Origin of the sequence: Streptococcus sp. E29BA (assembly GCF_041807805.1) — a bacterium.
GTDB classification, from domain to species: domain Bacteria; phylum Bacillota; class Bacilli; order Lactobacillales; family Streptococcaceae; genus Streptococcus; species Streptococcus entericus.
Genome location: NZ_JBGTZA010000005.1, coordinates 22,118 through 49,047 on the forward strand (window position 1 = coordinate 22,118; position 26,930 = coordinate 49,047).

27 protein-coding genes, 1 tRNA gene and 1 pseudogene are annotated in these 26,930 nt (G+C 47.6%); 27 read left to right on the forward strand and 2 right to left on the reverse strand.

Features of this window, described 5'->3' with window-relative positions:
* Positions 1-40: 40 nt before the first annotated feature.
* The 16 genes from dapA to ACERC8_RS01900 all read left to right on the forward strand — a co-directional run bounded on the left by dapA (position 41) and on the right by ACERC8_RS01900 (position 12,285).
* A complete protein-coding gene (gene dapA / locus ACERC8_RS01825) occupies positions 41-976 on the forward strand; it encodes a 4-hydroxy-tetrahydrodipicolinate synthase (RefSeq protein WP_373658203.1) in 936 nt (311 codons plus the stop codon).
* A gap of 142 nt (positions 977-1,118) precedes the next feature.
* Positions 1,119-1,598, forward strand: coding sequence for a MarR family winged helix-turn-helix transcriptional regulator (locus ACERC8_RS01830; RefSeq protein WP_373658204.1), 480 nt, complete (start codon positions 1,119-1,121; stop codon positions 1,596-1,598).
* Positions 1,588-2,220, forward strand: a complete 633-nt coding sequence (locus tag ACERC8_RS01835) for an ABC transporter permease (RefSeq protein ID WP_373658205.1) — start codon at positions 1,588-1,590, stop codon at positions 2,218-2,220. Before ACERC8_RS01830 ends, ACERC8_RS01835 begins: the two co-directional genes overlap by 11 nt.
* A gap of 13 nt (positions 2,221-2,233) precedes the next feature.
* On the forward strand, positions 2,234-3,151 hold the full coding sequence (locus tag ACERC8_RS01840) for a glycine betaine ABC transporter substrate-binding protein (protein WP_373658206.1): 918 nt from the start codon (positions 2,234-2,236) through the stop codon (positions 3,149-3,151).
* Between the two features lie 9 nt (positions 3,152-3,160).
* Entirely contained in the window at positions 3,161-3,928 is a 768-nt protein-coding gene (locus tag ACERC8_RS01845; protein ID WP_373658207.1) for an ABC transporter ATP-binding protein, read from the forward strand.
* Positions 3,928-4,569, forward strand: coding sequence for an ABC transporter permease (locus ACERC8_RS01850; protein WP_373658208.1), 642 nt, complete (start codon positions 3,928-3,930; stop codon positions 4,567-4,569). Before ACERC8_RS01845 ends, ACERC8_RS01850 begins: the two co-directional genes overlap by 1 nt.
* Before the next feature lies 1 nt (position 4,570).
* Entirely contained in the window at positions 4,571-5,095 is a 525-nt protein-coding gene (locus ACERC8_RS01855; protein WP_373658209.1) for an N-acetyltransferase family protein, read from the forward strand.
* A gap of 383 nt (positions 5,096-5,478) precedes the next feature.
* On the forward strand, positions 5,479-6,663 hold the full coding sequence (locus ACERC8_RS01860; protein ID WP_373658210.1) for an FtsW/RodA/SpoVE family cell cycle protein: 1,185 nt from the start codon (positions 5,479-5,481) through the stop codon (positions 6,661-6,663).
* Positions 6,664-6,893: 230 nt separating this feature from the next.
* The gene (gene lepB, locus ACERC8_RS01865; protein WP_373658211.1) at positions 6,894-7,451 is read left to right on the forward strand and encodes a signal peptidase I; all 558 of its coding nucleotides are present in this window, start codon (positions 6,894-6,896) and stop codon (positions 7,449-7,451) included.
* A gap of 21 nt (positions 7,452-7,472) precedes the next feature.
* Entirely contained in the window at positions 7,473-8,153 is a 681-nt protein-coding gene (locus ACERC8_RS01870; RefSeq protein ID WP_373658212.1) for a hydrolase, read from the forward strand.
* Positions 8,154-8,204: 51 nt separating this feature from the next.
* A tRNA-Arg gene (locus ACERC8_RS01875) sits at positions 8,205-8,276 on the forward strand.
* Between the two features lie 57 nt (positions 8,277-8,333).
* Positions 8,334-9,311: a YeiH family protein gene (locus tag ACERC8_RS01880; protein WP_373658213.1), complete on the forward strand. Its 978-nt coding sequence runs from the start codon at positions 8,334-8,336 to the stop codon at positions 9,309-9,311.
* A 146-nt stretch (positions 9,312-9,457) separates the two neighbouring features.
* Positions 9,458-10,183 (forward strand): UMP kinase, encoded by a 726-nt coding sequence (gene pyrH / locus ACERC8_RS01885; protein WP_018369182.1) that lies wholly within the window; start codon positions 9,458-9,460, stop codon positions 10,181-10,183.
* 18 nt (positions 10,184-10,201) lie between these two features.
* Positions 10,202-10,753: a ribosome recycling factor gene (gene frr / locus ACERC8_RS01890; protein ID WP_018369181.1), complete on the forward strand. Its 552-nt coding sequence runs from the start codon at positions 10,202-10,204 to the stop codon at positions 10,751-10,753.
* A gap of 180 nt (positions 10,754-10,933) precedes the next feature.
* Entirely contained in the window at positions 10,934-11,317 is a 384-nt protein-coding gene (locus ACERC8_RS01895) for a hypothetical protein (RefSeq protein WP_373658214.1), read from the forward strand.
* A gap of 110 nt (positions 11,318-11,427) precedes the next feature.
* On the forward strand, positions 11,428-12,285 hold the full coding sequence (locus ACERC8_RS01900) for a S1 RNA-binding domain-containing protein (protein WP_373658248.1): 858 nt from the start codon (positions 11,428-11,430) through the stop codon (positions 12,283-12,285).
* Between the two features lie 203 nt (positions 12,286-12,488).
* Here ACERC8_RS01900 and ACERC8_RS01905 read toward each other — a convergent pair whose 3' ends face one another.
* Both ACERC8_RS01905 and ACERC8_RS01910 read right to left on the reverse strand, forming a co-directional pair.
* Complete coding sequence (locus ACERC8_RS01905) at positions 12,489-14,069, reverse strand: ATP-binding cassette domain-containing protein (protein ID WP_373658215.1); 1,581 nt, start codon at positions 14,067-14,069, stop codon at positions 12,489-12,491.
* 495 nt (positions 14,070-14,564) lie between these two features.
* Positions 14,565-14,975 carry a 3-hydroxyacyl-CoA dehydrogenase NAD-binding domain-containing protein gene (locus ACERC8_RS01910; RefSeq protein ID WP_373658216.1) on the reverse strand — a complete coding sequence of 137 codons (411 nt, stop codon included), beginning with the start codon at positions 14,973-14,975 and terminating at the stop codon, positions 14,565-14,567.
* A 134-nt stretch (positions 14,976-15,109) separates the two neighbouring features.
* Between ACERC8_RS01910 and ACERC8_RS01915 the strand changes: the two genes are divergently transcribed.
* The 11 genes and pseudogenes from ACERC8_RS01915 to ACERC8_RS01965 all read left to right on the forward strand — a co-directional run bounded on the left by ACERC8_RS01915 (position 15,110) and on the right by ACERC8_RS01965 (position 26,848).
* The gene (locus tag ACERC8_RS01915) at positions 15,110-16,561 is read left to right on the forward strand and encodes an alpha-amylase (protein ID WP_373658217.1); all 1,452 of its coding nucleotides are present in this window, start codon (positions 15,110-15,112) and stop codon (positions 16,559-16,561) included.
* Between the two features lies 1 nt (position 16,562).
* Positions 16,563-17,072: a peptide-methionine (S)-S-oxide reductase MsrA gene (gene msrA / locus ACERC8_RS01920; protein ID WP_373658218.1), complete on the forward strand. Its 510-nt coding sequence runs from the start codon at positions 16,563-16,565 to the stop codon at positions 17,070-17,072.
* Positions 17,069-17,284, forward strand: coding sequence for a YozE family protein (locus tag ACERC8_RS01925; RefSeq protein WP_018369174.1), 216 nt, complete (start codon positions 17,069-17,071; stop codon positions 17,282-17,284). Before msrA ends, ACERC8_RS01925 begins: the two co-directional genes overlap by 4 nt.
* 99 nt (positions 17,285-17,383) lie before the next feature.
* On the forward strand, positions 17,384-18,754 hold the full coding sequence (locus tag ACERC8_RS01930; RefSeq protein ID WP_373658219.1) for an SLC13 family permease: 1,371 nt from the start codon (positions 17,384-17,386) through the stop codon (positions 18,752-18,754).
* Entirely contained in the window at positions 18,754-19,701 is a 948-nt protein-coding gene (gene folP / locus ACERC8_RS01935) for a dihydropteroate synthase (protein ID WP_373658220.1), read from the forward strand. Before ACERC8_RS01930 ends, folP begins: the two co-directional genes overlap by 1 nt.
* 84 nt (positions 19,702-19,785) lie before the next feature.
* Positions 19,786-20,340, forward strand: coding sequence for a GTP cyclohydrolase I FolE (gene folE / locus ACERC8_RS01940; RefSeq protein ID WP_373658221.1), 555 nt, complete (start codon positions 19,786-19,788; stop codon positions 20,338-20,340).
* Position 20,341: 1 nt separating this feature from the next.
* Positions 20,342-21,157 carry a 2-amino-4-hydroxy-6-hydroxymethyldihydropteridine diphosphokinase gene (gene folK, locus ACERC8_RS01945; protein ID WP_373658222.1) on the forward strand — a complete coding sequence of 272 codons (816 nt, stop codon included), beginning with the start codon at positions 20,342-20,344 and terminating at the stop codon, positions 21,155-21,157.
* Positions 21,158-21,458: 301 nt separating this feature from the next.
* Positions 21,459-22,646 carry a methionine adenosyltransferase gene (gene metK, locus ACERC8_RS01950; RefSeq protein ID WP_373658223.1) on the forward strand — a complete coding sequence of 396 codons (1,188 nt, stop codon included), beginning with the start codon at positions 21,459-21,461 and terminating at the stop codon, positions 22,644-22,646.
* Between the two features lie 72 nt (positions 22,647-22,718).
* On the forward strand, positions 22,719-23,111 hold the full coding sequence (locus ACERC8_RS01955; protein WP_373658224.1) for a DUF1934 domain-containing protein: 393 nt from the start codon (positions 22,719-22,721) through the stop codon (positions 23,109-23,111).
* Positions 23,112-23,311: 200 nt separating this feature from the next.
* The gene (locus ACERC8_RS01960) at positions 23,312-25,999 is read left to right on the forward strand and encodes a cation-translocating P-type ATPase (RefSeq protein ID WP_373658225.1); all 2,688 of its coding nucleotides are present in this window, start codon (positions 23,312-23,314) and stop codon (positions 25,997-25,999) included.
* 90 nt (positions 26,000-26,089) lie between these two features.
* Positions 26,090-26,848: pseudogene (locus ACERC8_RS01965) on the forward strand (hypothetical protein).
* Positions 26,849-26,930 lie beyond the last annotated feature (82 nt).

Genomic DNA, 26,930 nt, shown 5'->3' on the forward strand with positions numbered 1-26,930 from the left:
AGTCATCTCGAATCAGTAGCATCGTTAGAAAGGAATTCTTATGTCCATCGAGCAACTACGACAGGCTAAAATCATCACAGCCTTGGTCACGCCTTTTCATGAAGATGGTACCATCAATTTTGAGGCTTTCCCAGCTCTGATTGAACACTTGCTGGCGCACCATACAGATGCCATCTTGCTGGCAGGGACGACGGCAGAAAGTCCGACCCTGACCCATGAGGAAGAGCTAGAGATTTTCAAAGTTGTGCAAGCTATTGTTAAGGGCAGAGTGTCCTTGATTGCAGGGATTGGAACCAATGATACGCGGGATTCCATCGAGTTTGCCAAGGAAGTGGCTAAATTTGGTGGTTTTGCGGCGGGCCTTGCCATTGTTCCTTACTATAATAAGCCATCTCAAGAGGGGCTTTACCAGCATTTCAAGGCCATTGCGGACGCGTCTGACCTGCCGATTATTCTGTATAATATCCCAGGACGAGTCGTGGTGGAGTTGACGCCTGAGACCATGCTTCGCTTGGCAGAACATCCCAATATCATCGGAGTCAAGGAGTGTACAACCCTTGCTAACATTGCCTATCTGATTGAGCACCGTCCAGATGATTTTCTCATCTATACAGGAGAAGATGGCGATGCCTTCCATGCCATGAATTTGGGAGCAGATGGGGTAATTTCGGTAGCCTCTCACACTAATGGTGACGAGATGCACGCCATGTTTGAAGCTATTGAGCGGAGCGACATCAAGGCTGCTGCAGCTATTCAGCGCCAGTTTATCCCTAAAGTCAACGCTCTCTTTAGCTATCCGAGCCCTGCTCCTGTTAAGGCGGTGCTGAACTATTTGGGCTTTGATGTCGGACCGCTTCGCTTGCCCCTTGTTGCAGCACCAGAAGAAGAGGCCAAGCGCATTATCAAGGTCGTCGTTGATGGTGATTATGAAGCGACAAAAGCAACCGTGACAGGTGTGATTCGTCCACGGTATTAAAGCGTGATAATACCAGAGAGCAGAAAATCCTGCTCTTTTTTTGTGGAATATAGTATTTCCATATCGAAATAGTTGACAAAGAAAAAAGGAGATGCTAGAATTATCATTGTTCTATATAGAAATAAAAAAGAAAGGAGCTCCTATGACAAAAGAACAAGGGGGCTATCGCGCGACCCACATTAGCCTCTTGAATGGTCGTCTGTTTCAGCACTTGCTGGCACAGGAGCCAGAGGCACTTTACACGGGAGAACAAGGGAAGATTCTCCACTGTCTTTGGTTACATGGTGGGAGAGGAACTGCGACAGATATTGCCATTCACACAGGGCTTGCCAACAATACCTTAACCTCTATGCTCAAACGTTTGGAGGAGCAAGGCTTGATTGTGCCACAGCCCTGTCCCAATGACAAGAGAAAAAAAATCTGGCACCTGACGGATAAGGGCTGGGGGCAAGAAGTCATCGGAAAGCGGGTTAGCGAGTGCTTGTCAATCATCTTTTACGAGGGATTTAGTGAGGAAGAGGTGACCACCTTTATCAGCTACCAAAAGCGGATTTTGGATAACCTGAGACGAGGTTTGGATAGAAAAGACAAGGACGACGAGGAGGTTGCTCATGTGGACTAGACTGGTTGATTACCTAGCACACAACAGCCACCAATACCTGACCTATCTTTGGGAGCATATCTGGATTAGCCTTCTGGCTCTGGGAATCGCTCTGGTTTTTGGGACCTACTTGGGTTACCTGGCTTACCAGCGCTCCAAACTCCGGCAAGCCATCACAGGCCTGTCTGGTGGTCTGCGGGTCATTCCCTCGCTGGGTGTGCTGTTCTTCCTCATTCCCCTCATCGGTGTTGGGCAAATGCCAGCCCTTATCGCCCTTGTCCTGCTGGGCTTACCGCCCATTATCCTACAAACCTTGGTCGGCTTGGTGCAAGTCCCAGAGAGTTTGAAAGAAGTCGGCAAGGGGCTGGGGATGACCGACAGGCAGGTCTTGCTCAAGGTCGCTTTTCCACTAGCCCTTCCCCATCTCTTGACCGGGCTCAAGTTGGCTCTAGTGGAAATCATCGCCTCCGCTAGCCTAGCCACCTACATCGGAGCAGGAGGACTGGGCACTCTGATTTTCACAGGGTTGGGGCTCTATCGCTACGATCTCTTACTCTTGGGCGGTGGCTCCGTTGCCCTGCTCTCGCTCATTGCCATGTTGAGCCTTGATGGGCTCATTCATCACATCAAACAAACCCACTAAAAAGGAGTTAAACATGACAAACAAAAAACGCCTCGGAGGCCTGTTAGCCCTCCTTGTCCTAGCTGGTTTAGGATTATTTGCCCTCTTTGGGCAAAAGCAGAGCGCACCTGCAGCTGGTGACAAACCAGTCGTGCGGATTGGTTCAAAAGATTTCACAGAAAACCTCATCGTTGCAGAGCTCTATGCTCTAGCCTTGGAAGATGAAGGCTACACCGTTGAGCGCAAGTTTAACATCGCCAGCTCTTTGGTGCATACGTCCTTGACCAATAAGGAAATCGACCTCTACCCAGAGTACACAGGGACAGGTCTGTTGGCTATTTTGAAGTTGCCATTGGAAACCGACCCTGAGCAGGTCTATCAGACGGTTAAAACCGCCTATGCCAAAGACTTTAAGCTGACGTGGTTAGACTACGCCCAAGCGACAGACAGTCAGGGCTTGGTCATTCGGACAGCCGTGGCGAAGCAGTTGGGCATCAAGACCATCTCTGACCTGCAACAACATGCGAGCGAACTCCGCTTTGCGTCCCAAGGGGAATTTGACCAGCGTGAAGACGGCTTGGCAGGCTTGAAGACGGCTTACGGTGAGTTTAACTGGAAATCTTCCAAGGTCTACGACAACAGCCTGAAATACAGCGTGCTGAAAAACGACGAAGCAGATGTGACGCCAGCCTATACTACAGAAGGTCAGCTCATTCAGACAGATGAGTTTACCCTGCTGGAAGATGACAAGGCCTTCTGGCCACCTTACAACATCGCTCCTGTTGCCCAGAGCGACTTGCTTGAGAAAGAGCCAAACCTTGCGACAGCCTTGAACACGATTTCCAGCCAATTAACGACTGAAAAAGTCACCGAACTCAACGCTCAAGTCGATGTTGACGGTAAGGATTATACGGCTGTTGCCAAAGACTTCTACAAGAGCATCGCAAACTAAGGAGACCAGATGACGCAAGCATTAGTGACCTTTGAGGGGGTGGGGAAAACCTACGGCGATACCCCAGTCTTGTCCGATCTGACCTTTACCCTCTCTAAGGGTGAGTTTATTACCATTTTAGGGACATCAGGATCTGGGAAAACGACGACGCTCAAGCTCATGAACCGCCTCTTAGAGCCAGATACAGGGCAGATTTTGTTAGATGGTCAGCCTTTGTCGGCGACCGATCCTGTTGCCCTCCGTCGGCAAATTGGCTATGTGGTTCAGCAGATTGGGCTCTTTCCCCACCTGACCGTCCGAGACAATATCGCCACTGTCCCTAAACTCTTGGGCTGGGAAAACGAGCGGATTGACCAGCGTGTGGAGGAGTTGCTGACCATGGTGCAGCTCCCTGCCAGAGACTTTGCCCATCGCTACCCCAAGGAACTCTCTGGTGGACAGCAGCAGCGGGTCGGAGTAGCCAGAGCACTAGCTGCTGATCCGCAGATGGTGTTATTTGATGAGCCCTTTGGGGCGGTGGACGCCATCACCCGCCATCACCTGCAAGACCAGCTCAAGACTCTCCACCAGTCCTTGGCTGACAAGGCCTTTGTTCTCATCACCCATGATATCCATGAGGCTCTCTATCTGGGCGACCGTGTCATGGTCATGGACCAGGGGCGGTTGGTGCAGTTTGATCGTCCGCAGGAGATTATTGCTTCCCCTCGGACGGATTTTGTCAAATCCCTGCTCGAAACGGTTCAGCGGCAGGACAGGCTAGTAGGAGGATTGACCTGATGGAGTACGCACTCAGCCATCGTGAGGCGCTTTTTCGCTTGGTCTTGGAACACCTCCAATTGACCTTGCTGGCTCTGGGATTTGCCTTGGTTTTTGGAATTGGGTTAACCCTGCTCCTCTGGCGCTTTCCACGCTTGCAGCAAGTATCCGTCTATCTCTTGTCTGTCTTGTATGCGGTGCCCTCATTTGCCTTTTTTGCCCTGCTGATTCCCTTGACAGGTCTAGGGCAGACCACCACGGTTATCGTTTTGACCCTCTATGCCCAGTATATCTTGGTGCGGAGCTTTTTATCGGGCTTGATCGAGATTGACTCAGCTCTTTTGGAGGCGGGACGCGGCATGGGCATGACGGAGGGACAGTTGTTAGTGGCTGTTCAGCTACCCTTAGCCGTACCTGCTCTCTTTGCAGGCATTAAGCTAGCAGCGACCTCCATCATCGCTATGGCGACCATTGGGGCGACCATCAATGCTGGAGGGCTTGGGACGCTCTTGTTTGATGGCTTGCGCACCGCATCTCTGACCAAGCTCATCTGGGGTATCGGACTAACAGTCAGCTTGAGTGGGCTTTTTTCCCTCTTGATTGATTTTTTAGAAGACTTGGCGACGCCGAAACAGTCATCTCTATCAGAAAAGGAGAATTAAGATGACCATCACCACCCGTTTTGCAACACCAGCTGACGCAGCTACCATTTGTGCTATCTGTTCGGCCGCTTGGCGTGTGACCTATAAGGACTTGAATCCTCCAGGGTATATCGAGCAGGTGATCGCTGACTTTTACAACCTCGACCGAGTGACCAAAGAATGCTCAACCAGTGATCAGCACTGGCACGGCTACATGGTCGCTGAGCTAGACGGTCACATCTTAGGGGCTATCGGTGGCGGTGTCAGTGAGGGTAATTTTGGGCATATCTATGTCCTCTATGTTCACCCAGAGCACAAGGGTAAGGGATTGGGACGTGCTCTCGTTAATTTTCTGACCGACCACCAGAAGGCGACTTACGGGATTAACCGCCAACAAGTCACCGTTGCTAAAAACAACCAGATGGGTATCCCTTTTTATGAGCGGATGGGCTTCGTCTGCCAAGGAGAAATTCCTAGCTGGTACGATTCTCAACGTCCCAATAACCTCACCTATGAGCGAGAGGTGGACAGTACAGTTGGGGATTAAAAACCAAAACATCGTAAGAGATGTCTAAAAAACTAGCCACCAAGAGACTGGTTGTAGTCTGTTTGTTGTGACAGCATGAGTAGTGACAGCTTTGCGACTTCACTTGTTGATGGTATTAGTCGTATAGTTACCAGAATAAAGCAGCTTTTTAGCTGTTTTTATTTTCCCTTTTTTGCTATAATGGTAGGAGTAATCGCTCCCTGTTACCTAAGGTGTTTAGGACCACAATAGTCCTATGTGATTAAATTCTTCGCCATGACTGGGAGTTTTAGATCAGATTAGCCATCAGATAGACTGGTATTAAAAGAGTTAAGTCTAAGTCTGATGTTGAAAACCTAATTGATAATTTTCACAAACTGCCATTTCTTAGAAAGTGACCTGTAATGTTCAAGACGATTTCCTCTATTGAGAGACACATTGATTATGTCCTGCTGTTGCCAGTCTTTTTCCTGCTATTGACAGGTTTTTTTTCAGTTTTTATCGCGACAAGTCATGATTATCCAGACCGTGTGGGGATTGTGATGATTCAGCAACTCGCTTGGACAGCTATCGGTCTACTGATGGCTTTGGTGGTCATGCTCTTTAGCAAATCATTTCTCTGGAAGGTCAGTCCCCTGCTCTATGTGTTAGGGCTAGGGTTGATGGTCTTGCCCCTGATTTACTTTGATGCGGGGCTGGTTTCGTCAACGGGTGCTAAAAACTGGGTGACCCTTGGTGGTGCGACTTTATTTCAGCCATCTGAGTTTATGAAAATCGCCTATATTTTAATCTTGGCGGTTGTGACTGTGTGGTATCAAGAGCAGTTTCCTCAGGTATCTATTGCAAGGGACTTGAAATTGCTGGGTCTATACGGGTTATTAACGGTTCCTGTGTTTATCTTGTTAGGTCTTCAGAAGGATTTAGGCACATCTCTTGTCTTTCTGGCAATTTTGTCCGGTATCATTCTCTTATCAGGGGTCAGTTGGCGGCTTATTTTACCTGTTGTCGGAGGATTTGCTGCGGGAATTGCAGGTTTTTTATGGGTATTTACACAATCGTGGGGCAAGGATTTCTTTTTTAACTTGGGAATGGATACCTATCAGATTAACCGAATTTCGGCTTGGCTAGATCCTTTTGCTTATGCTGAAGGCATTTCGTACCAGCAAACCCAGAGCATGATTGCAATCGGTAGTGGTGGCTTGACTGGGAAAGGATTTAACGTGATTGACCTAAATATTCCTGTCCGGGAGAGTGACATGATTTTTACGGTTATCGCAGAGAATTTTGGGTTTATCGGCTCTAGTCTGCTTTTGATTCTTTATCTGCTATTGATTTATCGCATGTTAAAAATCACGCTGGTTTCTAATAATCGGTTTTATGTCTATATTTCGTCCGGCTTCATTATGATGATTCTCTTTCATATTTTTGAAAATATCGGAGCAGCAATCGGTCTTCTTCCCCTAACAGGTATTCCCTTGCCGTTCATCTCTCAAGGGGGGTCTTCTCTAGTTACAAATTTAATCGGAGTCGGTCTAGTCTTATCCATGTCCTTTCAACAATCACTAGAACAAGAACAGAAATCATCATAAACACAGGGCAAGGAGCTGTTGCCAAGTTCCTTGCCTTTTTTCTGTGTAGTCATGAGAAAATATTGGCTAGGTCTCTTTAACTGTCAAACGAGCAATAGACAGAGATTGTTTATCTGGTAGTTAGGAGATACGAAGTGAGTCAAACGGTTATCGTTGCCGTTTTGATGTCGTCCTAGTGATTTTTGCTGGATTAGCTTTATGATTTTCTGAAAATGTGGTAAAATAAAACTATGGTAAAACGTGATTTTATTGCAGGGATATTGTTGATTGTAACAGTCATTCTTGTTTTTGTCGGGCTTCAGTCTTTTGTCTTTGGGACTTATACGATTCAGGAGAGAGATAGCAATTCTTTCCTTAACACAGGTGATCAGGTCTTGTTTTCACGACGAGAGACACCTGATTATGGCAACCTTGTGATTTATGAAGTCGACAACGAGACTCACATCGGGCGTGTCATAGGGCAGGCAGGCGATCAGCTGATGTCTGTTGAGGATATTTTATACCGTAATCAGGAAGTGGTTGAACAGCCCTATATCGAGGAGATGAAACGGGCTTACCTGTCAAAAACAGGTCATGAGATGCCCTTTACGCCAGATTTCAGCTTGGCAATTTTACTGGATGACCCAGATGCTACAGTGCCTAAGGGGCAGTACTTTGTCTTGAACGACAATCGTCAAGAGATGACCGATAGCAGAGAGTTTGGTCCGATTGCTCGTCAGGACATCAAGGGTGTCCTCATCTTTCGCTTGAAACCGTTCGAGAGTTTTGGCTTCTTACGAACAGAGTAACATCAATTATAAAGGATAACGATGACAGAAAAACATATTCCAGCGGTGATGTCCAATTTGCGACGTGAGATTGTTCAAATTCCCAAAGAGATTGCAACTTGTAGCGGCATTTCTATTTATGGGCGTGTGATTAAATCTGTTTTATTTTCCACAGACGTGGCAGTTATCGCCAATAATAATGCGGATGCCATTTTGGTGGTTTATCCATTTACACCACACCCAGCTATCTTAAAAAGTGTCATGTTAGTTGCCTCTGTTCCTGTTTTTGCAGGTGTTGGCGGTGGTTTAACGACAGGTGACCGATCGGCGAATATGAGTTTGTTTGCGGAGTCTGAAGGAGCGATGGCTGTGGTGGTTAATGCTCCGACCGATAGTGACACGATTAAAAAGATTAACAATCGTATTGACATTCCGATTATCTATACCTTGGTTTCAGAGCATTCTGATTTGCCATCACGTCTGAAAGCTGGTGTTGATATCGTTAATGTTAGCGGAGGAGCTAAAACCGCAATGATTGTTAGAAAGATTCGTGAGCAATACCCAGACCTTCCGATTATCGCAACGGGCGGTCAGAGCCGAGAGAGTATTCTAGAGACCATTGCCGCAGGCGCCAATGCCATCAGCTTTACCCCGCCGACCAATGGCGAACTTTTCAAAGAGAAGATGGACAAGTACCGTCAGTTGGCAGAGGCAGAGTGCTGATTAGATGATGCTTGCAATTTTTGTCAAATCACGGTACAATAACAAGGCAAGGTTCCCTTAGTTAAATGGATATAACACCTTCCTCCTAAGAAGTAGTTATCGGTTCGATTCCGGTAGGGAATATCATCTAGTGCCCCTTGCCTTCTGGCGAGGGGTTTTGTGTGCAAGAAGGGAGAAAACATGCGTCAACACCTCTCGGGACTAATGGTATCAGGGCTCGCCGGCATCTTTGCTATTTGGCTGAGTTCATTTCTACCTCTGGTAGATAGTAGCATCCTCTCTCTGGCACTGGGGCTTAGCTTGTCAGGTCTACTGAGACAGGAGAAACACTTGAGCTCTGGGCTAGGGTTAGCCAGTAAACTTGGTCTCCAGTACAGTATTATTTTGCTAGGATTCCGACTGTCCTTTGCAGATATAAAGTCCCTAGGTCTGTGGTCGTTTCAATTAAGTATCCCCCTTCTCTTTCTCGCCTTTGCTGTTGCGCTGGTTTTGGGAAGACAATTAAAGCTTAGTCACAATCTGACCTTGTTGATTGCTTTTGGGACGGCAATCTGCGGAGGATCAGCTATTGCGTCAGCAGCACCTATCCTTGACGCTGAAGAGGACGACATCGTCCTCGCTCTATCGACAGTGTTTTTGTTTAATTTGCTGGGGCTATTGATTTTTCCTGCTCTTGGGCAAGCCCTCGACCTCAGTCAGCAAACCTTCGGTATTTGGGCAGGCACAGCTATCAATGATACTTCCTCTGTTGTTGCCGCAGGTTATAGCTATGGTCAGGTGGCAGGCGATGTGGCAGTGGTGGTCAAATTAGCGCGAACACTATTGATTTTACCAGCCTGTGTCTTTTTTGCTTTTCGACGTTTTGAAAAAGGACAGAGCGGCAGAACACGCCAACTGAGACAGGTTTTTCCGACCTTTGTTTTCCTGTTTTTACTCGCTTCTTTACTGACAAGCTTGGGGCTGATACCGGATGCCTTGAGAGACCTTAGTCAACCCCTATCGAAATGGTTGATGGCTATGGCCCTCTTTGCTGTCGGCAGTAAGCTGTCCATTGCACAGATTAAACGTGCAGGTCTAAAACCGATGTTATTGGGTGCGATGGTCTGGTTTAGTATTGGATTAGCAAGTCTGCTATTGCAGCAAGTGATGACGCCATGACAAGCTTGAACATGGCTACCTTGGCAATAGCGCGAAAAAACTTATCCAAAGCCAGGTTGTGAAAAAATAACTTTCCTACTACCGTATTGAGGGATAATATGGTAAAATGGAAAGGATAAGAAGCAAATAGAAAAGAGGACCTAAAAATGGTGCAACCCAAGTACAATCGTGTCTTGATTAAGCTATCAGGCGAAGCTCTGGCTGGTGAGCGTGGTGTTGGTATTGATTTACCTACCGTTCAGAGCGTAGCGAGAGAAATCCAAGAAGTAGCAGAATCAGGCATTCAGATTGCTTTGGTTATCGGTGGCGGTAACCTCTGGCGGGGTGAGCCAGCGGCAGCAGCTGGTATGGATCGGGTATCAGCGGATTACACTGGCATGCTTGGGACAGTGATGAATGCGCTGGTGATGGCGGACAGCCTCAAGCAGTGCGGTGTAGATACTCGAGTACAGACAGCGATTAACATGCAACAACTGGCTGAACCCTATATTCGAGGGCGTGCCCTTCGTCATCTGGAAAAAGGACGAATTGTTATCTTTGCTGCAGGGACAGGGTCTCCGTACTTTTCAACTGATACGACAGCTGCTCTACGGGCTGCTGAAATTGAAGCGGATGCCATTCTCATGGCGAAAAATGGGGTAGACGGTGTCTACAACGATGACCCTCGTAAAAACGCTGATGCCATCAAGTTTGACGAGCTAACCCATATCGAAGTCCTCAAGCAAGGCTTGAAAATCATGGATTCGACCGCTAGCTCCCTGTCTATGGACAATGACATTGACTTGGTGGTCTTTAACCTCAATGAACCGGGCAACATCAAACGTGTTGTTCTGGGGGAAAATATCGGAACAACTGTTTCCAACCGTTGCTAATCAAAAAAGGAGAATACAATGACAATTATTGCCAAAGCTAAAGAACGTTTTGAACACTCTCACCAGTCCCTCTCTCGTGAGCTTGCTGGTATCCGTGCCGGTCGTGCCAATGCTAGTCTCTTGGACCGCATCTCAGTAGAATATTACGGGGCACCGACACCGCTCAATCAGCTAGCTTCTATCACTGTGCCTGAGGCGCGTGTGCTCTTGATTACTCCCTTTGACAAGTCTGTCTTGAAAGATGTTGAGCGTGCCATCAACGAGTCAGACCTCGGCATCAACCCAGCCAATGATGGCTCAGTTATTCGTTTGGTCATTCCAGCCTTGACAGAGGAAACTCGTCGTGACTTGGCCAAGGAAGTGAAAAAAGTTGGTGAAAACAGTAAGGTTGCTATCCGCAACATCCGCCGTGATGCCATGGATGAGGCTAAAAAACAAGAAAAAGCTAAAGAAATCACTGAAGATGAGCTTAAAAAATTAGAGAAGGATATCCAAGCAGCGACAGACGACGCTGTTAAACACATCGACAAGATGATTGCCGACAAGGAAAAAGAATTGTTGGACATCTAAGCCGTTAGTTAAGAAGAGAGAAAAAGATTTGGCAGGGTGGCAGGTTGGTCGCTCTGCTATTTTTGATAAAGATGACGACAGATTAACGAGTGCTGCGACGACTAGCTGATGTTAGTAGCGCTAGCCCTTGAAGCTCTTGTTGGATCTGCAAAATGATGACAGACATGGAGATTGAGCACGATGAGGTATTATTTGGCTAGGGTATTAACCGAAATGGTATTTGACCCTCCTCGGTCGGATTATTCGTCTTTTTCGGAGTTGATCATCATCGGTCGTGCTAAAATGAATCTGGATTATTCAAGGGTTTTATATGATGACAGACGAGATATTCTTGACCAGCTCTTAGCAGAGTACGAAAACAGCTTAGCTCTCAGCTACCAGACAGCAGACAACCACCGTTTGACCAGATGCTTGCGTGAGATTGTTAAGTTGGAGGAGATTTTAGACCATATCAGTCTTGGTCAAGAGCTGATTGAGGTTGATGAGCGCCTCTATACCTTTGACCATGCCTTATCGTTTGAGGCTTTTAAGACCATGTATGAGTTTGGGCAGTTTGGTGGCTAGCTTAGCACTCAGAGCGCTATAACCTTGTCTAAAAGAGGCTGATAGAAATCTTTTGATGACCAGAGGTGCTTAGCCATGACAAAGGAATGTGACACAAAGAAAGGAACATGATGACGATACAATTAGCAAAAACCATAACAGCCATGGTGACCGATGAGAACAAGGACTACTATTTTGTTCAAAAAGACGGGGTCACCTATGCGCTAGCAAAGGCGGAAGGGTCCCATCAACTCGGTGAGATGATCACTGGCTTTGCTTATCAGGATATGACACAGAAAAATCGCCTGACGACCCTAGAGCAGACAGCAACCCAGACCAGTTATGGCTGGGGGCAGGTGACTGATGTTCGTAAGGATTTGGGTGTCTTTGTCGATACAGGCTTACCAGATAAGCAAGTTGTGGTGTCTCTTGATGTCCTACCTGAGCTCAAAGAACTCTGGCCTAAAAAAGGCGACAAGCTTTATGTGACATTGACTGTTGATAAGAAAGACCGACTCTGGGCCTTGCCTGCTGAGCAAGAAGTTTTCCAACGCTTAGCTGGTAAGGCCTACGACAACATGCAGAATCAGCAGTTGAGTGCCATTGTTTACCGTCTGAAACTGTCAGGCACCTTTGTTTACCTGCCTGATAATAACATGTTGGGCTTTATCCATCCTAGTGAGCGTTTTACAGAACCGCGTCTGGGGGAGGAATTGTCGGTGCGTGTCATTGGTTTCCGAGAAGTTGACCGCACGCTCAATCTCTCGCTCAAACCACGATCGTTTGAGATGTTGGAAAATGATGCTCAGATGATCTTGACTTACTTGCAGGGACAGGGCGGGTTCATGACCCTGAATGATAAATCCAGTCCAGATGAGATCAAGGCTACCTTTGGTATTTCTAAAGGGCAATTCAAAAAGGCTCTCGGTGGTCTGATGAAGGCTGGCAAGATTAAACAGGATGCCTTTGGAACAGAAGTGATCGGTTAAGTCAGAGCACACTCCTTGGTTGCTGTAAAATCCAAGACAGGAACATGATATAGTGCTTCTGTTTTAAAAACAGTTGAAAGCAGAAAATCTTGTTCCTCTATCAAATGATAGTCTGACATTAACGATTAGTCTTTTAAGAGTGGAATGATGATAAAAACCGACCTGAATGGATTTAAGGGCTCCAGTTCAGGTCGGTTTTTTGTCTAGGTCATCTCAAGGTCAATCCATTTTTCTGAGCTATTGAGGCTCTCCTGATGGCTGACGAGGAGAATGGTTTTGTCTTGCTGTTTATCAAGATAGGCGTTGATGGTCTGTCGACTGATTGGGTCAAGGGCTGAGGTGATTTCGTCCAGTAACCAAATCGGTTTATCCTCTAGGGCACCTCGTAAAAAGCTCAGCCGTTGTGCCTGTCCGCCTGATAAGCTCTCCTGACTAATCTGACTATCCAGCCCATCTGGTAGCTGCGCTAGCCATTGCCCCAAACCGATAGCGACTAAGCCATCGAGCAGGGGCTCATCAGGGATAGTCCGCCCCAGTGTGAGGTTGTAGCGGAGGGTGTCGGTGAAGATAAAGCTGTCCTGAGGGACATAGGTGGTCAGTTGGGTCAGCGCCCTTGTCCTAGCAGGTAGGCTATCCATCGTTAGCTGTCCTGTCGTCGGGGTCAAGCGACCAGAGAGGAGCATGAGCAGTGTGGACTTGCCTGAACCAGACGGTCCCATCAGGCGGTAGTGCTTGCCCTTAGTTAACGTGATATTAGGAAAGTCAAGGATCAGCTGCTCGTTGACCATCAGTTGTATATCATGGGTTGTGAGCGCTGTGCCCATGGTTGTTATCTGGTCTGCTCCAGATTTGGTCGCTTCAGGAATGTTCTGGAACTTCGTAAAAATTGGCGCAATCGATCGCACTTCTGCCCAGTTGGCAAAGAAGCCAGTCAAGCCAGCAAAGGTGATGGAGGCAAAGTAGGGGCTGCTGGACACTGCACCGATGGGCACCTGATTAAAGGCAAAGAGGAGACCAGCCTGAGCCAAAATGGTCAGCTGACTGAGAAAACTCAGTCCATTTTGTGTCGCCATCATCTTGCCCAGCGTCTGCTGATAGCTCACTCGGCTAGCGGCGTAGGCAGCTTCTGGCGCGCCCACACGCCGCACCAATTCACTTAAACGCCCAGCTCCAAAGAGTGTACCATAACCCTTCAGGGTGTGGTTGATGCTGGTAAGCAGTTGGTCATTTTTTTCGGAAAATAGCAGAGCTTTGTCTGCCAGTTTCTGCTCAAAGCGTTTAGGCAGGAGGCTCATCAAGCCAGTGAGAAGCAAAACTGAGAGGGCAAAACTTGGGTGGTAAGAGATTAAGGTTATTGCAGAAAAGATAAGGTTCAGCAACTGCGTCAGCATGAGCTCTAAGGTTTCAAAACCCAGCTCGTTGATTGTCAGAATGTCATTGGTCAACCAAGAGGTGTAGGTATCCGCAGACTCACGCTGGAACTGCTCATAGTTGGTCTGACTCAGTCGTGTGAGAATATCCGTCCGCATCTCATGGTTCATGGCTTGTAGGGCATGCTCACGAGCAGGGACAATCTGTTTAATCTGAAGCATCCAGAGTAAGTAGACCAAGAGGTTCAGACCTGTAGACATGAGAAAAGCTCGAACATCTTGGGCGACGAGATTGGTCAGAGCTTGGGCAGACAAGAGCCCGTTTGCCAAGACACAAAGCGAGTTAAGGACAAGCCAAAAGAGCAGTTTGGCATTCTCCCGTTTGCAACGAAGAAGATAAGTTGTGATCGACATGTTTTTCCTTTCACAGGGCTAAGGAGGGAAATCCCTCAGGCAAAGGAAAACAAGCAGAGAGCAGACAAAAAGGCAGGCAAGCGCCAGCCTCCAATCGCTATCGTCCATCGGTCGATGACTTGTTCATCAGATGTTTCATGAAAAAGCTGATGTTAACAAGGCACTAGACCGTACGTGTTTTCCTGACGACAATGAGTTGGGGTTGGTGTCATCATATTTAGCATAGTCTAGTCCTCGCTTTCGTTTAAGATAGGTTTAGTATAACATAGCTGGTTTTAAAATACAAGGGGAATGATTTAAGTTGTGACAATAGAGGGTCAAAAAATATAAAACCACACTGATACGCTGTCTTGAATATTTTTTCAAGACGTGGGTACAGTGTGGTTTTGAGGTTAGTTTTTGTTTGAGTTATGTGTTGAACAGAATTGGCATTACTTCAAAAAATCTGCAGCAAGGTAAGGAATCCCCTCATGGTAGTAATAGAAGCCTTGATTGCTAGACTGTCCAATGTGGGCATTTGCGATTTTTTCCTCGAGTAATTGAAGTCGAGGTATTGGTCACAAAAATAGCTTGTTTGGGTGCAAGATCTGCAACAGATGACCAGAAGGCTTTTTTGATATCCAGGCGTTCAGCGACTGCTTCAATGACCAAGTCAACAGTCGTAAAAGCTTCTGTAATATCTGTAGTATAGGTGATAGACTGCTCTGCTTTTTCCAAAACTGCCAAGGGGGTCCCTAAATCTTGATGGTGCATGTTAGCCCAAGTGTGGATTTTTCCCTTGGCTGTTTCTAAAGCCTCTTGACTGATGTCGTATAAGGTAACCTCAAAACCATAGACAGCCGCTTGGTAAGCAATTTGACTACCTAGAACACCGCCACCAGCAACGGTTACACGCTTGATAGACATAAAGGATACTCCTTATAGAAATTATTTTCATGCTTACTATTTATTTTACGATAAAACGCTTTCAAAAGCAATTAAAAAACAGACAAAAATTATTTTTTGTGCTAGACTAATAAGAACATTGAAGGAGGTTTGAGATGAACGGGTTGATGATGCAATATTTTGAGTGGCATACCCCAAACGATGGTGAGCACTGGAATCGTCTGGCAGCTGATGCCGAGCATTTGGCGGAGTTGGGAGTGACAGCGGTTTGGCTACCACCCTGCTATAAGGGTGGTGATCAAAATGACGTTGGCTATGGCGTGTATGACTTGTATGATTTGGGGGAGTTTGACCAAAAAGGAACTGTCCGGACCAAGTACGGCACGAAGGCGGAGCTTTTAGTAGCTATTGATCGGTTGCATGAATGTGGCATTCAGGTCTATGCTGATTTGGTGCTAAACCACCGAGGAGGAGCCGACGAGCTAGAGCGTTTTACAGTTGTTGAAGTTGACCCAAATAGCCGTCAAGAGGTTTTAACAGATCCTTACGATATTGAGGGTTGGACAAAGTTTACCTTCCCTGGACGTGGCGAAACTTATTCATCCTTTAAATGGCACTGGTACCATTTTTCAGGTTTGGATTTCAATAATGAAAACGGCAAGTCAGCGATTTACATGATTCAAGGTGACGGTAAGGGTTGGGCGGACAACGAGATGGTTGACGGTGAAAAGGGCAACTACGACTATCTGATGAATGCGGATATTGATTACAGCCACCCTGAGGTCATGACTGAAACTAAAAAATGGTTGTCGTGGTTCATCACCCAAACCGGTGTCGATGGGGCAAGGTTAGATGCGGCCAAGCATATTGATGCGACTGTCTTAGAGGAGTTAATAGATTATGTTCGGCAGGAACATGGTGATGATTTCTTTTTTGTGGCGGAGTATTGGCATCATGACTACGGGCAACTAGACGAATTTTTTGGATTGACCTTTGGAAAAGTGGATAGTTTTGATGTACCCTTGCACCAACACCTTAGACAAGCCAGCCTAGAAGGTAGAAATTACGATTTACGTCAGATATTTGACGGCACAGTTGTCGTCCAGAACCCGACAAGGGCGGTCACTTTTGTGGATAATCATGATTCGCAACCTGGGGAGGCCTTAGAATCATTCGTTGACGCCTGGTTTAAGCCGCATGCTTATGCCTTGATTTTACTGAGGGAAGCAGGTTTTCCTTGCTTATTTTACGGTGATTACTATGGCATAGACGGGCAAGAAGGGCACAAAGAAGTATTGGATAAATTGCTCCATCTTCGTAAAGAACATGCCTACGGTGCTCAAGATGATTATGCTGATGACCCGACTTGCTTGGCTTGGGTTAGACGAGGAAGAGCAGAACATCCAGGTGCTTGCGCAGTTTTGGTGAACACAGCAGACCAAGCACAGAAACGTCTTTTTGTCGGGGAAAATAGAGCAGGTGAAGTATGGTATGATGCCATGGGGCATCACGAAGAAACAGTTACCATCGCCCCTGATGGCTTTGGTGAGTTTACAGTACCAGCGGGTCAGGTATCCGTTTGGATCAATCAAGATAAAGGAGAATAGTATGGAACGAGCAATTTTTGCAGGTGGTTGTTTTTGGTGCATGGTTAAGCCTTTTGAGCTGACGGACGGTGTTCTCTCTGTCCTGTCGGGTTATACGGGTGGTCATGTTGAAAACCCGACCTATGAGCAGGTCTGCAGCAAAACGACAGGGCACACCGAGGCGGTTGAGATTATCTTTGACCCTGAGAAGATTTCTTACAGCGACTTGGTTGAGCTTTACTGGCGCCAGACGGATCCGACCGATGCTTTTGGCCAGTTTCAGGATCGAGGGGATAGCTACCGCCCTGTGATTTTTTATACGACCGATGCCCAGCGGGCAATAGCAGAGCAGTCTAAGCAGGCGTTAGCTGATTCTGGACGCTTTGATCGCCCTATCGTGACTACGATTGAGCCAGCCCAGACCTTCTACCCAGCGGAGGGCTATCACCAGGCCTTTTACAAGACAAATCCTGTTCGTTACAAGATGAGCAGTGGGGTGCGTGAGGCCTTTATTGCGAGGAATTGGCAGTGAGAACATCCTTCTACCATTGGTTGATGACGCAACGCCATCCGAAATCAACTGCCCCAGTAGCGATACTGGCTGATTTGGCTTTCTCAGAGAGTGATTTTCCTAAGCACACTGATGATTTTGACACCATCAGTCGTTTCTTGGAACAGGAAGCTAGTTTTAGCTTTTCACTCAGTGATTTTGACCAAATTTGGGAAGACTACCTCGCCCACTAGGATAGGGTCGACCAGTTAATTTTGATGTCGTTTCTATGTTGACAACTGAGTTGTTTTAATGATACAATAGTCCAATTTTTTTAAGAAAGGGCATTTTTTATGAAACACTTAAAAAGACGTGAGCTAACGATTATCATTAGCTTAGCTCTGCTATTTGCCATTTGGAACCCTTTGGGCTTTTCGTTCAATCAGACCGTGTTAGTGTCAAGTCTTATCATCACGGTTGCCTCATGGGCGACCGATGCGGTGCACAAGAGCCTAGCTTGTCTCTTTTTACTAGCGAGCTTTATCATTTTTGGACAGATGCCTCCTATCGAGATATTTGGCTTTCTCTGGGGAGATATGAACCTGCTGATCATGAGCACGACCTTGCTCAGCATGGGCATGATGAAGACAGGTCTGATTCAGGCCTATGTGGAAAAGTGGCTGGCGACATCAGCTAACAATACTAATCTCTTGTTGTTAGTGCCCTACGCTTTGGGTTTGGTCTTGATTATCCTGATTCCTCAGGCCTTTGTGCGTGTGATTATCTTAGGGACTATTTTGGACGGTCTCTTGCAGGCCAGAACAACAGAGGAAATGGCTGCCAAGCGAGTGTTGATGATGAACGGTTTTATCGGTGTATCGATTGCCTACATGCTGGTGCGGCAGGGTGATATCTTGCTCAATTTGTCAGCTATCAGTTTCGGTGGCCAAGACGTTGCAGCGACCTTGACCAGCTGGAACTGGTTCAAACTCATGAGCTTGCCAGTTGTGGTTACCGCTGCTGTGACCATCTTAGTGACCAAAACTCTCTTCAAAAAAGAGTTATCAGCTTTTAGCTCTGCCATGCTCCTAAAACCAGATAAGTCTCATCAGAGTTTATCTGCCAACCAGCAGCGTCTCAGCCTGCTAGTCATCGCAGGGGTTGTGCTTTCTTGGACAATAGTTGGATGGCACCAGCTGCCAGCCTGGTTGCCGGTCGTGGTTGGTGTGGTCATCTTTTTTGCGACAGGCATTTTGACCAAGGATGATTTGTCTGCCATCAACCCGCACTTTATCCTTTTTTTAACGACTATTTTCTCGATTGGCAAGGTGCTGGGACAGGCTGGCATTACCGGGCTGGTCTTTGAACAGATGAAGGTTCTGATTCCCAGTGGGCAGTCACCCATCTACCTCTTGGTGATTATCGTGATTATCATGCTGTTTCATGTCTTGATTGGGTCATCGGTCGCTACCATGTCGGTTGTTCTGCCGATTGTCGCGCCTCTGATGGCGGCCGCAGGTTATCAAGCGCACTTAGTGACCTTGATGACTTATACCCTTGTCAACATTCATTTTCTCTTGCCCTTCCATCATGCGATTATCCTCTTGGGGATTGGCAAGGGCTATTACCCTGACCACTACATGCTCCGCTACGGGATTGTCATGACGGTCTTGACACCGCTCTTGCTCCTTGGCATTTACTGGACTTGGTGGAGGTTATTCTGATGAGAGAGATTAAACGCGGGCAGGCTCCTGCCCTTTGTGGCATTATCAATGTGACCCCTGATTCTTTTTCTGATGGGGGAAAATACCTGGCGGTAGACGCAGCGGTCCAGCAGGCCGAAGAGCTGATTGCAGCGGGGGCCACGATGCTTGACATCGGTGGTGAATCGACCAGACCAGGATCAACCTATGTTTCCGTGGCTTATGAGATTGCTCGTGTTGTCCCCGTTATCCTAGCCATTCGAGCCATCAGTGATATCCTCATCTCCATTGACACGTGGAAAGCAGACGTCGCGGCGGCTGCTCTGCAAGCAGGGGCAGATGTGGTCAATGACATCACAGGCTTTCTGGGAGATCCCAAGATGGCTCAGGTGGTCGCCCAGCATGGCAAACAGGCCATTCTGATGTTTAATCCAGTCATCGCTCGTCCCCAAAATCCGAGCAGCCAAATTTTTCCGACCTTTGGGACAGGCTGGGCCTTTACCGCAGAGGAGTTGGAAGAGTTTGCGGAGCTACCGATCCTTGACCTGATGCAGGCTTACTTGTCTCGCTCGATAGCAATAGCAGAGCAGGCAGGGATTTCAGCTGATCGCTTGGTCTTAGATCCAGGAATTGGCTTTGGATTGACGCAACGGGAAAATTTGTTGTTATTACAACACCTATCTGTGCTTCATGATAGGGGTTATCCCATCTTTCTCGGAGTATCTCGTAAACGGTTCATCATGAGCTTGCTAGAGGAGGCTGGGTTAGAGACTGATGTCGCTAGCCCAGCAGGCTTTGCCAATCGTGATCTGGGTTCCTGTTACCTAACTGCTATCGCTGCCAGTCAGGGGGTTGAAGTCCTGCGTGTCCATGATGCGGCGGCTCACCGTTTGGGTCTACTGATGGGCTCTGCCATTGCCCAAGCCCAACAACAAACGGATAAGCATTTATCAGCTTACAAGAAATAAGGAACAGCCCCCTGAGGGCTGTTTTTAGCTTGAAAGTGCTTTGAAAAAAGGGTAAAATAAAAAGATAAAAAGAAGGGGGTTGCCATGGATTTAGGCAAGATTGAAGCAGCAGTAGAACAGATTATTGAAGCGATTGGAGAGGACAAGCAACGGGAAGGCTTGCAAGAGACCCCAGCCCGTGTGGCGCGGATGTATACGGAGGTGTTTTCAGGTTTGGGACAGACAGCCGAGGAGCACTTGACTAAGTCTTTTGAAATTGTTGACGATCACATGGTCATCGAGAAGGACATCACCTTCACCTCCATGTGTGAGCACCATTTTCTTCCTTTTTATGGTAAGGCTCATATCGCTTATATTCCTAACGGCCGTGTCGCAGGGCTGTCCAAACTAGCGCGGTCAGTCGATGTTTATGCCAAGAAACCTCAGATTCAAGAGCGTCTGACCATGGAAATCGCTGATGCCCTCATGACCTACCTTGATGCCAAAGGAGCTCTGGTCGTTATCGAGGCAGAGCACCTGTGCATGACCATGCGAGGGGTTAAAAAACCAGGAACGCTCACAGTAACCAGTGTTGCTCGGGGGCTTTTTGACACCGATAAGGACTTGAAAAACGAGGCCTACCGCCTCATGGGGGTCTAGGATGGACAGGCTAGAGATTTTAGGATTGGAGATTTTTGCAAACCATGGGGTGTTCCCAGCGGAGAAAGCATTAGGGCAGAAGTTCATCATTGACCTGACACTGACTTATGATATGACTAAGGCAGCAAGGACAGGCGATTTAACGGCTTCAATTCATTACGGTGAGCTCAGCCAGCAGCTGACGGACTGGTTGCAGGAGACCAGCCATGACCTGATTGAGACGGCGGCTTATCGGCTAGTGGAGCAGATTTTTGAGCATTACCCGATTAGTCAGTCAGTCACCCTTACCCTCAAAAAGCCTTGGGCACCTGTGCATTTGCCCTTAGAGACTTGTTCGGTCGCGCTCACGCGTGAAAAGAGCAGAGCCTTTATCGGACTTGGCACAAACTTGGGGGACAAACAGGATCACCTGACTCAGGCCGTAGAATTGATGAGGCAGGCGGGTCTAACCATCGTTAAGCAATCTAGTGTCCTAGAAACTGAGCCTTGGGGCGGTGTGGAGCAGGATAGTTTTCTCAATCAAGTGATTGAAATTGAAACCTGGTTGACACCGGAAGCCTTGCTTGACACCTTATTGGCTATTGAAGCTCAGATGGGCAGGATACGTGAGGTCAAGTGGGGTCCTCGCGTCATTGACTTGGATATTCTATTTGTTGGTGATAAGACCCTCTACACAGACAATTTACTTGTGCCCCATCCCTATGTGGCTGAACGAGAATTTGTTTTGCAGTCGTTAGCGGAAATTGCCCCTCATTATACCCATCCAGTTCTGAACAAGACAATGCGCCAACTCTTGGCAGAATTAGTGCGCCAGTAGGATAATATGGCTGACAGTGATAGCCAAAATTTATCAGTTACTAGGTAGCAAATAGGGTCAATATGTGTTATACTAATAGTCATAATGAGTCCCGAAAAGGTAGTTTGGGGTCAGTCTTTGTACGGTTGGTCGGAGCAATTGCTTGCTCATGACGAGCATTGTTTATGAGGGACTGACCACAAGCTAGTGCTTTGTAACTCGTTTTAGGGGGGATAGGCTGTTTTTTGCTGTGTCCTCCCGTCTTGGTGCTGGTGGTTGACCTAGTCAATACGAGCATACATCATTTTAGGGGGGACATTTTATGTCAGAACGGAAATTATTCACGTCTGAGTCAGTATCGGAAGGGCATCCTGATAAGATTGCTGACCAGATTTCAGATGCGATTTTGGATGCGGTTTTAGCCCAAGATCCAGATGCCCACGTGGCAGCAGAGACGGCTGTTTACACAGGGACGGTGCATGTTTTTGGGGAAATCTCAACGACAGCCTATGTCAATATTGACAAGGTGGTACGAGATACCATCGCAGAGATTGGCTACACTAAAAATGACTATGGTTTTTCAGCTGAGTCGGTCGGGGTACACCCATCCTTGATTGAGCAGTCTCCAGATATTGCCCAAGGGGTCAATGAAGCTCAAGAGGTGCGGGATGGTGATATGGATAGCCTGAGCCTCATCGGTGCGGGAGACCAAGGGCTGATGTTCGGCTTTGCCATTGATGAAACGCCTGAACTCATGCCGCTGCCTATCTCGCTGTCCCATGCCTTGGTTCGGAAATTAGCCGAACTCCGCAAATCAGGCGCCATCAGCTACCTACGACCAGACGCCAAATCGCAGGTGACGGTGGAGTGTGATGAAACCGACCGCCCAGTCCGCGTAGATACGGTGGTTATCTCGACCCAGCATGACCCAGAGGTGACCAATGCGCAAATCCGCAAAGATATGATCGAACAGGTGATTAAGGCGGTGATTCCAGCTCAGTATCTGGATGAAGAGACCAAGTTCTTTATCAATCCGACGGGTCGCTTTGTGATTGGTGGACCGCAGGGAGATTCTGGTCTGACGGGTCGAAAGATTATCGTGGATACCTATGGTGGTTTTGCTCGTCATGGTGGCGGTGCTTTTTCTGGCAAGGATGCGACCAAGGTTGACCGTTCCGCTTCCTATGCTGCCCGTTACATCGCTAAAAATATCGTCGGTGCAGGTTTGGCTAAAAAAGCAGAAGTCCAACTGGCCTATGCCATCGGAGTTGCCCACCCTGTCTCTGTTCGCATTGATACCTTTGGTACTGGACAGGTAGCGGAGAGCCAACTAGAGGCTGCGGTTCGAGAGGTTTTTGACCTGCGACCAGCTGGCATCATCCAGATGCTGAATCTCAAACGTCCGATTTATCGTCAGACAGCGGCCTATGGCCACATGGGGCGGACAGATATTGACCTCCCGTGGGAGCGCTTGGACAAGGTGGAAGATCTGAAAAAGGCAGTGCAATAAGACAAAGATGAGAAGACTAGCCACGGCTGGTCTTTTTTGGTAAAATAAAGGGAAAGATTAAGGAGAGGCTTTGTGCAGATTACCATTCAAAATAAAATTCAGATAGATGATGATGTCGAGCTGATTCACGAAACGCATACAGGCGATTTAGTCGTCAAAGGTGACTGGCTATACTTGATTTACCATAACAGCGAGGGGGAGAAAGTTATCATCAAGCTCAACACTAATGAGTTGCTGATGACTCGTTATTCCGCTCCCTTGACGCAACTGAGGTTGGTTGCTGGCGGCATCGGTACGGCCAATCTTCCGACACCGATGGGGGTTCAGCGGTTAGTGACCAATAGCAGAGCGTTTAACTTATCGGCAAGTCAGCAAACCGTTCTTGTCAGTTATGACCTCTTGCCCTCACCAGAAGCTCAGCAGCCTTTTGCTAGTTATGAGTTACACATTTCTTGGCAAAAATAAACTGACGAAATTCTTGCTATTTTGCTGATGATTTGGTAAACTAGTAGACATATTCAAGGGAGTAGCAGCAGCTGGCAACAGCTGGGCAGGGTCGTCATTCCGAAAATTATTTTCCGGCGCTGTCTGAAACCGCGAGACTTGTTTTAGAAAAAACAGGTCTTTTTCTATTGGCATGGAAAAAGACTAGAAAAGGAGAACACATGTCAAAAGAACAAAAACGTGACGCCTATTATGCCAAGCATGAAGACGTCGTGTTGGCAGAGTTGGAGGCCAGCATTGATGGTCTGACCAATGATCAGGTGAAGGCTCGTCTAGCAGACTATGGTCGCAATGAGCTCGATGAGGGAGAAAAACGCACCCTCTTGCAGAAATTTATCGACCAATTTAAGGATTTGATGATTATCATCCTCTTGGCAGCGGCGATTTTGACCGTAGTGACAGAAGGGATGCACGGCTTGGCGGATGCCATCATCATCTTAGCCGTTGTCGTTCTAAATGCTGCCTTTGGTGTTTACCAAGAAGGACAGGCAGAAGCTTCCATTGAAGCCCTAAAGAGCATGTCTTCGCCTGTTGCCCGCGTCCGTCGGAACGGTCATGTCATCGAAGTGGACTCAAAAGACTTGGTGCCTGGCGACATCGTCATGCTAGAAGCAGGGGATGTGGTGCCAGCGGATATGCGTCTCTTGGAAGCCAACTCCCTGAAAATCGAGGAAGCTGCTCTGACGGGTGAGTCAGTTCCTGTTGAGAAAGATTTGACAGTCACCTTGGCTGCGGATGCTCCGATCGGTGACCGTGTCAACATGGCCTACCAGAACTCAAACGTGACCTACGGTCGAGGCTCTGGTGTCGTGACCAATACAGGGATGTACACTGAGGTCGGTCATATCGCTGGTATGTTGGCAAACGCAGATGAGAGCGATACCCCGCTCAAGCAAAACCTCCATCAGTTGTCTAAGGTGCTGACCTATGCGGTCTTGGTGATTGCAGCTATTACTTTTGCTGTTGGTGTCTTTGTCCAAGGAACGCCAGCTCTGAAAGGGTTGACAACAGCGATTGCCCTTGCGGTTGCGGCTATTCCAGAAGGACTGCCAGCTATCGTGACCGTTGTTTTGTCACTTGGTACAAAAGTATTGGCTAAGCGGAATGCCATTATCCGTCAGTTGCCAGCGGTAGAAACGCTCGGTTCGACTGAGATAATCGCTTCGGATAAAACGGGTACTCTGACCATGAACCAGATGACCGTTGAGAAGGTGTATACAAATGGTGAATTGCTCAATGCGTCAGCGGCGTTTGACGCTAGCAACTCAACCCTTCGTGTCATGAACTTTGCCAATGACACCAAGATTGACCCATCAGGCAAGCTCATCGGTGACCCGACGGAGACAGCCTTGGTGCAGTTTGGTCTGGACAAGAACTTTGATGTGCGTGAGGTGTTAGCAGGGGAACCACGTGTGGCAGAGTTGCCATTTGACTCAACGCGTAAGCTCATGTCCACTATTCACCAACAGGCAGATGGTCGCTACTTTGTAGCGGTCAAAGGTGCGCCAGACCAGCTCCTCAAGCGGATTACCCAGATTGAGGACAAGGATCAGGTGCGTACCCTGACAGACGCTGACCGTGAAGCCATCCTTGAGACCAATAAATCGCTGGCCAAGCAAGCACTTCGTGTCCTCATGATGGCTTACAAGTATGTGGACAGCATTCCGACACTTGAGATAGAAGTGGTTGAAAATGACCTCATTTTCGCAGGCTTGGTCGGTATGATTGACCCAGAGCGTCCAGAAGCAGCGCAAGCTGTTGCTGTGGCAAAAGAAGCGGGTATCCGTCCAATCATGATCACAGGTGACCATCAGGATACTGCGGAAGCTATTGCCAAGCGCCTCGGGATCATCGATCCGAATGACACGGAAGATCACGTCTTCACAGGAGCAGAGCTCAATGAGTTGACCGATGAAGAGTTCCAAAAAGTCTTCAAGCAATACTCTGTCTATGCCCGTGTATCGCCTGAGCACAAGGTGCGGATTGTCAAGGCTTGGCAAAATGAAGGCAAGGTTGTTGCCATGACAGGTGACGGTGTCAACGATGCACCGTCGCTCAAGACAGCTGACATCGGTATCGGGATGGGTATCACAGGTACGGAAGTTTCAAAAGGTGCTTCTGACATGGTGCTGGCGGATGACAACTTTGCCACCATCATCGTCGCAGTTGAAGAAGGTCGGAAGGTCTTCTCCAATATCCAGAAAACCATCCAGTACCTCCTGTCAGCCAATACCGCAGAAGTGCTCTGTATCTTCCTTGCAACCCTCTTTGGTTGGGACGTTCTGGAGCCAGTTCACCTGCTCTGGATTAACTTGGTAACCGATACCCTGCCAGCCATTGCCTTGGGTGTGGAGCCTGCTGAGCCAGGTGTGATGAGCCACAAGCCTCGTGGACGCAAGTCCAGCTTCTTCTCAGGTGGCGTGCTAGGAGCCATCATTTACCAAGGTATCCTGCAAACCATCTTGGTCTTGGGGGTTTACTGGTTTGCCTTGCAATTCCCAGAGCATGCAGGTGACCATCATGCCATCCACGCAGACGCTTTGACCATGGCGTATGTGACCCTTGGTCTCATCCAGCTCTTCCACGCCTTCAACGTCAAGTCTGTTTACCAGTCTATCTTTACAGTCGGTCCATTTAAGAACAAGCTCTTCAACTGGTCGATTGTAGTGGCCTTCCTCATGTTGATGGCAACGATTGTGGTGCCAGGTTTTAACACCTTCTTCCACGTGACGGTGCTGACACCGACCCAATGGCTGGTAACAGTCATCGGTGCAGGTCTCATGATTGTGGTGGTTGAGCTTGTTAAGGCTGTGCAACGTGCGACTGGACAAGATAAGAATGCGATTTAACCCTCGAACTCAGCGATTCGCTGGGTTCTTTTTTTCTTGACAGAGAAGGGGGATATGATATAATAAAATCAAAAAAAATGGGAGAGAATGATGGTTTCTGTTACGCAACGTATCAGTGCGATTAAACAACCAAGAGGTGGTTATGTTAAACCATCTCGTTTTGAGGTCACTCAGTTGCCTATTGGTGAAGAGTTAGCGCCTGCTGAAAATATCCATAGCAGCTTGGTTGGTTTGGCGGTTGATTATTTAACGCGTTTTACATTGGGTACAAAGGCTGAGGAGACGTTTCGGATTTCCCTCTATGGTGCTCAGATGATAGATGAACTTGAGCATGCTTTGGAATTGTTGGAGAGCATCATTGGTTTGGATAGTTATTCCATTACTTGCGCTTGTCAATTAGTCGGCTATGATGTGGTCTTCCGTGCTGGTCGCTCTGGTTATAAGCCTGTTGAGAGCATCGTTCCGGATATGTGGACTATTGAAAATATTCGAATAATGGTCGAGCGGAGTTTAGTCTTTTTCAATCATTATGGTCCTGTTATTAAAGACGGTTTTAACATGCTGGGAGGTTATACAGAAACCATTGATAGTGGGGATGGAGACTTTTTAACCAGTGATACCCTGTGGGATTTTAAGGTGAGTAAGGCAAAACCAACAGCAAAGCACACCCTTCAGGTACTCGTTTATTACTTGATGGGTCTCCAATCTTATGATGATCATTTTAAGTAACTTCTTTATCTTGGAATTTACAACCCACGCTTGCATCACGTTTACCGCATGAGGATTGACAGTGTCGATGGCGAGACGATTGATACCATCTGTCGAGAGGTGATTGGCTATTCTGTCTGAACTGGGTATCTTCATCTGTCAAACAGTTTTCTTGTTCACCAATCCGAAAGGGTTGGTTTTTATGTCACCAACTTGTAACGCT

What these genes read in the sequence shown, in the direction of transcription:
- ACERC8_RS01905 (WP_373658215.1), bottom strand. Translation starts at nt 14,069, where the DNA reads ATGTCGATCACAACTTATCTTCTTCGTTGCAAACGGGAGAATGCCAAA.
- ACERC8_RS01870 (WP_373658212.1), top strand. Translation starts at nt 7,473, where the DNA reads ATGACAGAAAAACATATTCCAGCGGTGATGTCCAATTTGCGACGTGAG.
- ACERC8_RS01880 (WP_373658213.1), top strand. Translation starts at nt 8,334, where the DNA reads ATGCGTCAACACCTCTCGGGACTAATGGTATCAGGGCTCGCCGGCATC.
- msrA (WP_373658218.1), top strand. Translation starts at nt 16,563, where the DNA reads ATGGAACGAGCAATTTTTGCAGGTGGTTGTTTTTGGTGCATGGTTAAG.
- ACERC8_RS01960 (WP_373658225.1), top strand. Translation starts at nt 23,312, where the DNA reads ATGTCAAAAGAACAAAAACGTGACGCCTATTATGCCAAGCATGAAGAC.
- frr (WP_018369181.1), top strand. Translation starts at nt 10,202, where the DNA reads ATGACAATTATTGCCAAAGCTAAAGAACGTTTTGAACACTCTCACCAG.
- metK (WP_373658223.1), top strand. Translation starts at nt 21,459, where the DNA reads ATGTCAGAACGGAAATTATTCACGTCTGAGTCAGTATCGGAAGGGCAT.
- ACERC8_RS01900 (WP_373658248.1), top strand. Translation starts at nt 11,428, where the DNA reads ATGACGATACAATTAGCAAAAACCATAACAGCCATGGTGACCGATGAG.
- ACERC8_RS01915 (WP_373658217.1), top strand. Translation starts at nt 15,110, where the DNA reads ATGAACGGGTTGATGATGCAATATTTTGAGTGGCATACCCCAAACGAT.
- ACERC8_RS01845 (WP_373658207.1), top strand. Translation starts at nt 3,161, where the DNA reads ATGACGCAAGCATTAGTGACCTTTGAGGGGGTGGGGAAAACCTACGGC.
- folE (WP_373658221.1), top strand. Translation starts at nt 19,786, where the DNA reads ATGGATTTAGGCAAGATTGAAGCAGCAGTAGAACAGATTATTGAAGCG.
- ACERC8_RS01830 (WP_373658204.1), top strand. Translation starts at nt 1,119, where the DNA reads ATGACAAAAGAACAAGGGGGCTATCGCGCGACCCACATTAGCCTCTTG.
- ACERC8_RS01840 (WP_373658206.1), top strand. Translation starts at nt 2,234, where the DNA reads ATGACAAACAAAAAACGCCTCGGAGGCCTGTTAGCCCTCCTTGTCCTA.
- ACERC8_RS01910 (WP_373658216.1), bottom strand. Translation starts at nt 14,975, where the DNA reads ATGTCTATCAAGCGTGTAACCGTTGCTGGTGGCGGTGTTCTAGGTAGT.
- ACERC8_RS01930 (WP_373658219.1), top strand. Translation starts at nt 17,384, where the DNA reads ATGAAACACTTAAAAAGACGTGAGCTAACGATTATCATTAGCTTAGCT.
- ACERC8_RS01855 (WP_373658209.1), top strand. Translation starts at nt 4,571, where the DNA reads ATGACCATCACCACCCGTTTTGCAACACCAGCTGACGCAGCTACCATT.
- folP (WP_373658220.1), top strand. Translation starts at nt 18,754, where the DNA reads ATGAGAGAGATTAAACGCGGGCAGGCTCCTGCCCTTTGTGGCATTATC.
- lepB (WP_373658211.1), top strand. Translation starts at nt 6,894, where the DNA reads ATGGTAAAACGTGATTTTATTGCAGGGATATTGTTGATTGTAACAGTC.
- dapA (WP_373658203.1), top strand. Translation starts at nt 41, where the DNA reads ATGTCCATCGAGCAACTACGACAGGCTAAAATCATCACAGCCTTGGTC.
- ACERC8_RS01895 (WP_373658214.1), top strand. Translation starts at nt 10,934, where the DNA reads ATGAGGTATTATTTGGCTAGGGTATTAACCGAAATGGTATTTGACCCT.
- folK (WP_373658222.1), top strand. Translation starts at nt 20,342, where the DNA reads ATGGACAGGCTAGAGATTTTAGGATTGGAGATTTTTGCAAACCATGGG.
- ACERC8_RS01850 (WP_373658208.1), top strand. Translation starts at nt 3,928, where the DNA reads ATGGAGTACGCACTCAGCCATCGTGAGGCGCTTTTTCGCTTGGTCTTG.
- pyrH (WP_018369182.1), top strand. Translation starts at nt 9,458, where the DNA reads ATGGTGCAACCCAAGTACAATCGTGTCTTGATTAAGCTATCAGGCGAA.
- ACERC8_RS01835 (WP_373658205.1), top strand. Translation starts at nt 1,588, where the DNA reads ATGTGGACTAGACTGGTTGATTACCTAGCACACAACAGCCACCAATAC.
- ACERC8_RS01860 (WP_373658210.1), top strand. Translation starts at nt 5,479, where the DNA reads ATGTTCAAGACGATTTCCTCTATTGAGAGACACATTGATTATGTCCTG.